The sequence below is a fragment of the Streptomyces sp. NPDC088354 genome, from assembly GCF_044753585.1.
Lineage (GTDB): Bacteria > Actinomycetota > Actinomycetes > Streptomycetales > Streptomycetaceae > Actinacidiphila.
Genome location: NZ_JBIVNJ010000102.1, coordinates 1 through 6,878 on the forward strand (window position 1 = coordinate 1; position 6,878 = coordinate 6,878).

Sequence of the window (6,878 nt, forward strand, 5' to 3'; positions counted from 1 at the left end):
GTCAGGGACTCATCCACAAGGCCGGACCCGCCACCTACACCAGCCAGAATGACCCCTTGCCACCAGCGCAAATACGTTAACTACCCGGCCTTGGGCGTTGACCCCAGATCTTGGACACACGAGACACTGGATCCTGACGATCTGAGAACGGACATCTCGTGGTCATGAAGAACTATCCGCCGCAGTTCAAGGCGGACGCGGTCGCGCTTTACCAGTCGCGGCCCGAGGCGACGATCAGGCAGGTCGCCGCCGATCTGGGGATCAACCCCGAGACCCTGCGCAACTGGGTCAGGGCAGCCGGCGCGAGCCGGCCGCGGGGACGCCGCGCGGAGGCACCAGTCGAGCCGCCAACGCCGCTCGAGGCGGAGAACGCCGCCTTGCGCAAGAAGGTCCGCGAGCTGGAAGAAGAGCGGGAGATCCTGCGGAAGGCGGCAAAGTATTTCGCCGGGGAGACGCGCTGGTGAGGAGCCGTCAACTAACTACTGCCCGGATTTGATGCTGCTTTCGTAGTCAGCGATCAAGTCCTGGAGGGCCTCGATGGTGCGGGGTGGGTGGGTTCGTCGGCGCTGGGTGACGGCCGCGGTGATTTCGGGGGCCGCCGCGAAGGCCAGCAAGGGCATAGTCCGGTGAGCGTGATAACTCAGGGTGTTGCGGTCCCGGCCTAGCAGCCGGGCCGTCAGGGTGAGGGTGACGGTGTTGCGACGGCTCAGGACGGCGGCCAGGACACGGTGGCGGTGGTCGAGGAAGCCGAACCCGGGGTTGTATCCGCGCCGGTTGAGGCCCTTTCTCTTCTCCCGCTCCGTCTCGGCCAGGACCCGGCGGCAGGGTTCGAGTTCGTCCACGAGCCGGTCGAACAGCCTGCCGGAAATGCCGGTCAGGGCAGGGTGCGTGAGTAGGTGGGTGGCCTCGGCCGGGATCGGCGGTGCCTTTGCCCGGTCCGGCTCGACAGACGGTGCCTGTTGGGGGTCGTATGGAGCGATGGTGTAGTTCCACTCACCGTGGAAGTCGTCGCGCTGGACGCGCTGCAGGATGGCCTTGCGCTCGTCCTTGGTGAGCGTGCACCCAGTGGGGTAGTCGTTCTCGTCCAGGACAGCGCTGACGGTCAGGCCGGTGCGGGTGCGGGTGGCAGAGATGCTCTGGAGCAATATCTCGTAGCTGGTCAGAGGCCGTCCGCGCAGGCTGTGGGTGATGTGGGAGAACAGACGGTGCTCCACCTTGTTCCACTTTGATGTTCCTGGTGGAAAGTGCAGGACGGTGATGGTCAGCCCGCACTCGTCGGCGAAGGCGGCCAGGTCCATTTTGAACAGGTGGGAGCCTGCGGAGTTCGCTCCTCCGGAGTCTGCGGTGACCAGCAGCCGGGTCGCGTCGGGATAGTCATGCTGGCCCTGCTGGTTCCACCAGCGGCGGAGCGACTCCACCGCGAAGGCGGCGGTGTTGCGGTCGGTCCCGACGTTCACCCACCCGGTGTCCTGGCCCAGGTCGTAGACGGCGTACGGAATTGCAATCGGGGTATCGGGGTCCATGAAGTCGTGGTCCGGAGCCGTGATCGGAGCTCCCTTGGGTCGGTGGGTGCGGCCCGCGCGGGCGAAGTCGCCGATCGGCTCCTTCTTCTTCGCATCCACGCTCACAACCGGCAGTCCCTGGGACAGGAACTGCTCGGCCGTGGCGTTGATGTGCCGGAACTGGGCGTCGTGGTCCGGGACTTGACTACCGGAACGGGTCTTGGCCATGCCCTGGAGGCTGAAGCCCATCGAATGCAGCAGGTTGCCCACGGCCGGGGCGCTGATCGGATGGCCTGCCGCGCTCAGCTCTCGGGCCAGGTCGCGCAGTGAGGCTGTGGTCCAGCGCAGCGGGGAGATCGGGTCGCCGATCTCCCGCGGTTCGATCAGGGCCGCGAGTGCCGGCACCAGACCGGGGTACGTTCTGCGGCCGGCTTGCGTCCGCCGCCGGGACGGCGCACCCGCCCCAGCACCGGTGTCCCGGTTGCGAGCTCGTCACGGCCCCGCGCGATGGTCGACTCCGATACCTCCGCCAGCCTGGCCACTGCGGTGATCCCGCCGTGCCCGAGCGCGGCAGCTTCGGATGCCAGATACAGACGGTGTTGCCGCTCGTCCAAGTGCGGCAGGATCGCTGTGAACTTAACGTCCAGTACCGCCAGGGTTGCTTCCGAGATCCCCACAGACGCTGACTTACCACACCACCAACCTCGGCGGGCCCGAACCCGGCAGTAGTTAGTTGACGGCTCCTGAACCGCTTCCAGTTCGTCGCCGACCACCAGCGCCGCCACGGCGTGAAGCGGCTGTGCACCATCCTCGGCATCGCCCACTCCAGCTACTACTACTGGCGCTCGACGGCTGGGGACCGGGCCGCCCGGGCGGCGTCCGACGCCCGCCTTGCTGCCCGGATACGGGTCGTGCACCGCGAGTCCGACGGCACCTACGGCGTCCCCAGGATCACCGCCGAGCTCCGCGAGGCCGGCGAGCGGATCAACCACAAGCGCATCGCGCGGGTGATGCGAAGCATCGATCTCGCGGGAGTGCGGCTGCGTCGCAGGCACCGCATCACGATCGTGGACCCGGCCGCGGCGAAGGCCCCGGACCTGATCGGCCGCGACTTCACCACCACGACGGTGAACACGAAGTACGTCGGCGACATCACCTATCTGCCGCTGACCGGCGGCAAGTTCCTCTATCTGGCCACGGTCATCGACCTGGCCTCCCGGCGCCTGGCCGCTTCTCCAGCAGTTGCAGCGACCACCGGGCACGGCCTGCCGGAGGCTGGGAGCACGCCAGGGCGATCAGCCGGGCCTCGACTTCACCAGTCACCGGCGAGGGCACCGGCGGGAGATCTCGCTGTTTCCGCTGGATCGTCGCCTCGACGTCACCACCGCTCTCGGCGAACCGCTTGGCCACCAGCCGCAGCGTCTCGCCCGAGACGCCGACCCGGGCAGCAATCGCATCCTGCGAGTCGATCTCACCAGCAGAGGTGTCCAGCGCGAGCAGCACCCGCGCCCGCCTGATCACCGAGGCCGGATGGACCCCCGACGTGGTCACCCGACCCAGCTCTTCACGATCGGCCGCGGTCAGCACCACCGGCCTCTTCTTCTGCGAACCCATCACACCAACTCCCGTCCGGCAGAAAGGAAGGAACATCTACCGGACACCACCATCCCAACCAAATACCCAGGATTAAGCAACGACACGCTACTAGGTGCATCCGTCCGGGCAAGGGTCGGGGCGCCTGTCGGCGCTACCCCGGCCCGGTCGCGCCCTGGCCCGGCCCTGGAGGGCGTCCACCGCCCGGACCCAATGGTCTCCCCTGCCATCGGCAACCAACATCCACGAGGGGAACGGGAGGGTCGTGACGACTGGCGCGAGCTGGGAAAAGAAGGCTGAACAGGAGAAACACTGGCTCGGCGGATACCGCGCACACGCACACAAGTGGGAACGCCAGGGGAACACAAGCGCCCCCGACAGGGGCTCCCTGGACCCGTCGACCTCACCGGCCGATTCTGCCGGGGGCCGGCCGTTGCGCTATCTGCCCGTAGGGGCAGGGCACCCGGCGTCCGTGCCTACTGTGTGTCCTGTATCACATCAGACGTGACTGCGCTGGTCAGAGCGGGTTGCGGGTCTCGGGGTCGGGTTTGCCAACCTGACCCGGGCCCTGTCCGGGCCGCCTGTCCACGACGTAGGGCTGAAAAGTCTCAACGCTCCCCGCCTGCTGTGCACACCCCCTGGGGAGTGTCTGATCCCGAGGGGAACCCGTTGTCCACGCTTGCCCTGCTGGTTGTCCTGCTGCTGGGTCTGGTCGGCCTGCTCACGGTCGGCGCTCTGGGCTACCTCGCCCACCGCAGCCCGACCCTCACCCAGCCGCTGATCGTCGCTCTGACCGGCGCGGGCGTCCTGGTCGCGATGGTCGCTGTCGTCGTCATTGCCGCGCGGTGAGTCGGCGCCCTGGTGCGTCGGCGAGTGATCGGTGACCTGCCTGCCCGCCGGATCGACCACGTTCTGGCGGGGCGTTTCTCCTGGACGCGGGGCTGTCCGAAAGGAACAGCTCCTTCGCTGTGGCGCTTTTGCATCATGGGTTGACGGCGCTTCCGCTTGGGTCGGCGCCGGGCGTGGGGTCGCCGGGAGGTTGTCCGTCCGGGCAGTTGTGCGGATGGTCCGGGTCCAGGAGAGGAAGCGGCCCGAAGAAGCTCATCAGAGGGCCCGATGTGCAGTCGAGCCAGTACTGGTAGATCGCATTGGCTGTGCAGGCCGGGCAGCTGCAGTCGCCCGGATGCGTTGTCTTGTTAGCCATCTCGCTGCCTTCCAAACCGCGCATCGTCACGCTGTGCATCACGCTCCGGCAGCACTCCCGCCCGGGGTCGCTCCGGACCCGGGGTTGTGCGGCCGCGGGGCCGGGTGCCGGCGGGGTGGAAACGGTGAACCGGTGGGCGGGCCGGGCCGGTCACCACCCCCACGCGGTTCTCCTCGGCCCGGCCCGTCCGGTGCCCCGCCCCATGGGGGTGAGGGCGAGGCGTGGCAGGGCCGCCCCCAACCAAGGGCGGGCCCCGCCGGTTGCGGGACAGATGGCGACACCCTCCGTGCCGCGGACCTGCCCCGCGTCTGGCCCTACGAGCTCGGACGGGAGCCCGTGGGGGATGTCTGGCGGCATCCGGGAGAACCGGCCCGCCGACGGATTGGTGCAGGAGCGGAGGGAGCCGAACCCCCGATGTCCCGGGACGCACCGAGACACGGCGCCCTGCTCTCGCCGCACCCAGCACCTCGCCCTGCGCCCCCGGCCATGGGGGCGACCGGGAGCGCAGACTGGCAGGCCAGCGCCGGGGGGGATGGGCAGGACCTGCCGTGCTTGCGAAGCGGAACGCACGATACCCCAGGCAGCGACTCATCCCGCAAGGGGCCTATACCCCGCAATGTCCACCAAGGATCACGCTTGTTGGTTCACTCGGGCCGGGCGGACTCATAACCCCGTCAGATCCCCATGACGGCCGGTGGCTCATGCTGTCCCACTCCTCGGCTGGACGCGATCCCGACCACCATTGATATGTTCTGGGCCGCACGGACCTCGACGACCAAGGCCCGCGAACACCGCCTGCCCCGACTGATCACCGCCGTCCGTAGCGTGTACGACCACGTCCGGATCGGCGCTCCGCCCAGCCTGGACATCCTCACCGACAACACCCTCGCCGCCGCCGACGGCGTCGTCACCCCAGTCCAGGCCGAAGACTCCACCCTCAAAGCCCTGCGCCTGCTGCTCCCCCAAATCGCCGCCGTCGACGCCGACCTGCGCACCACGCCCCTGCACCTGCCCGGCCTGGTCGTCAGTCCGTTGTCCCGGTCAACCAGCAAGTTGGTCGACTCGGTGCTCGCCGACCTCGACAAGCTGCCCGACCTGCCGATCCTCGGCACGGTCCCGCTGTCGGTTACCGTCCCCGAAACCTGGCGCTACGGCCGGACCGTGGTCGACTGCGCCCCAGACTCCGAACGCGCCACCATCCACCGCGCCATCGTCCGCGTGCGTGCTGATCTTGTTCCGGACGACCTGTGGGAGCGGGTGGCTCAATTGCTGCCACCCGCTCCCGAACGACGCCTTCGGCATCCCGGGCGGCTTCGCGTTCCGGACCGGGCGGCTCTTGGCGGCATCATTTACGTCCTTCGGACCGTTGCCCGGCGCGATGTCCCCGCACAGACCGTAGGCTGCTCCGGTGTGACGGCCTGGCGCCGGCTGCGGGACTGGACCGCGGCCGGTGTCTGGCAGCGCCTGCACGCCGTCCCGCTGGCCGAACTTCGCCGTGCCGGTCTGCTGGACCTGGACGACTGCTCCGTGGACGGGTCGCACGTCCGAGCTCTCAAAGGGGGGAATCACGTCGGCCCCTCGCCCGTACTCGCCGTCACGCTCACCGGCGGGAACCGGCACGACGTCACCCAGTTCCTGCCGCTGCTGGACGCCGTCCCGCCGATCCGGGACGCCCTCGCTGCAAGCCCCGGCGCCTGTATGCCGACCGGGGCTACGACTTCGCCAAGTACCGCCGCCTGCTGCGGAAGTGCGGAATCAAGCCGTCGATCGCGCGACGCGGCGTCGCCCATGATTCGGGACTGGGAAAGGTGCGCTGGGTGGTCGAGCCGGCCTTTGCCTGGCTGCACCAGTTCAAACGGCTCCGCACCCACTACGAGCGACGCCTCGGTCTTCACTAGGGCATTCTCGAGTTAGCCTGCAGCCTCATATGCCTGCGCCGCCTGCGAACCTCGTCCTGAAACGATCAGTCGGCGACGCTGAACCACCCCGGCCACACCTCGGCCAGAAGCGCTTTCAGGGGCCGCACCGCGGTCTGCAGGTCCTGATCCGTGACGTCAAGAGGGTCCGGCAGGCTTACGAGTTGGTGCGTGATAGCGGCTGGGGCAATGTTGTCCCGTTCCGGGGGCAGTGGTTTAGCGGGTGCGGTCGGAGACGAGGCCGGCGATGGCGCGGTAGGTGTCGGGCAGCCGGTCTTGTCGGTGGGTCCAGCGGGTGAGTTGTTTCCAGCGTTTGTGGTCGGCGAGGGCGTGTTCGACGGTGATCCGGTCGGATGAGTGCGAGTGACGGTCACGTACCCAGCGTTCGTGGACGTCTGCGAGTGCGCTCTTGTTCGGTTTCCTTGGTGGTGTGATGGCCTGGCCGGGGTGATCCCGTCGCAGGCCGAGGTAGCCGTCGTCCAGGAGGACCTCGACGTCGGGGAAGTGCTGGAAGCAGATGGCAATGCCTTCATTGCGTGCGGCGGTCGCATCGTGCATCCGCCCAGGTCGCAGGGCATCTGTCCATAACGTGCGGCCCTGATGGTCGGCGATCACGGTGGCCTTCATCGTGTTCTGCTTCTTCTTTCCCGACACGAACGCTCG

Annotated in this window: 4 protein-coding genes and 4 pseudogenes; 5 read left to right on the forward strand and 3 right to left on the reverse strand. The window is 68.2% G+C overall.

Annotated features, from left to right (window positions below; translation table 11 throughout):
- Window positions 1-164 precede the first annotated feature (164 nt).
- The gene (locus ACIP98_RS41625; protein ID WP_401982012.1) at window positions 165-464 is read left to right on the forward strand and encodes a transposase; all 300 of its coding nucleotides are present in this window, start codon (window positions 165-167) and stop codon (window positions 462-464) included.
- A 507-nt stretch (window positions 465-971) separates the two neighbouring features.
- On the opposite strand, the pseudogene ACIP98_RS41630 reads toward ACIP98_RS41625, so the two are convergent.
- Window positions 972-2,158, reverse strand: a pseudogene (locus tag ACIP98_RS41630) (ISAzo13 family transposase); the annotation flags it as partial.
- A gap of 84 nt (window positions 2,159-2,242) precedes the next feature.
- On the opposite strand from ACIP98_RS41630, the pseudogene ACIP98_RS41635 reads away from it, so the two are divergent.
- Window positions 2,243-2,731 (forward strand): annotated as a pseudogene (locus ACIP98_RS41635) (IS3 family transposase); the annotation flags it as partial.
- Here the strand turns inward: ACIP98_RS41635 and ACIP98_RS41640 are convergent.
- Complete coding sequence (locus ACIP98_RS41640; RefSeq protein ID WP_401982013.1) at window positions 2,703-3,116, reverse strand: helix-turn-helix domain-containing protein; 414 nt, start codon at window positions 3,114-3,116, stop codon at window positions 2,703-2,705. The pseudogene ACIP98_RS41635 and the gene ACIP98_RS41640 sit on opposite strands and share 29 nt — an antisense overlap.
- A 648-nt stretch (window positions 3,117-3,764) precedes the next feature.
- Here ACIP98_RS41640 and ACIP98_RS41645 point away from each other — a divergent pair.
- The 3 genes and pseudogenes from ACIP98_RS41645 (at window position 3,765) to ACIP98_RS41655 (ending at window position 6,197) form a co-directional block, all read left to right on the forward strand.
- Entirely contained in the window at window positions 3,765-3,944 is a 180-nt protein-coding gene (locus ACIP98_RS41645) for a hypothetical protein (RefSeq protein ID WP_401982015.1), read from the forward strand.
- A 1,039-nt stretch (window positions 3,945-4,983) separates the two neighbouring features.
- Window positions 4,984-5,274 (forward strand): annotated as a pseudogene (locus ACIP98_RS41650) (ParA family protein); the annotation flags it as partial.
- 243 nt (window positions 5,275-5,517) lie between these two features.
- Window positions 5,518-6,197 (forward strand): annotated as a pseudogene (locus tag ACIP98_RS41655) (transposase).
- Between the two features lie 234 nt (window positions 6,198-6,431).
- Here the strand turns inward: ACIP98_RS41655 and ACIP98_RS41660 are convergent.
- Window positions 6,432-6,878: transposase family protein (locus tag ACIP98_RS41660; RefSeq protein ID WP_401982017.1), on the reverse strand; the 447-nt coding region annotated here is incomplete at its 5' end.

What these genes read in the sequence shown, in the direction of transcription:
- ACIP98_RS41625 (WP_401982012.1), top strand. Translation starts at nt 165, where the DNA reads ATGAAGAACTATCCGCCGCAGTTCAAGGCGGACGCGGTCGCGCTTTAC.
- ACIP98_RS41640 (WP_401982013.1), bottom strand. Translation starts at nt 3,116, where the DNA reads ATGGGTTCGCAGAAGAAGAGGCCGGTGGTGCTGACCGCGGCCGATCGT.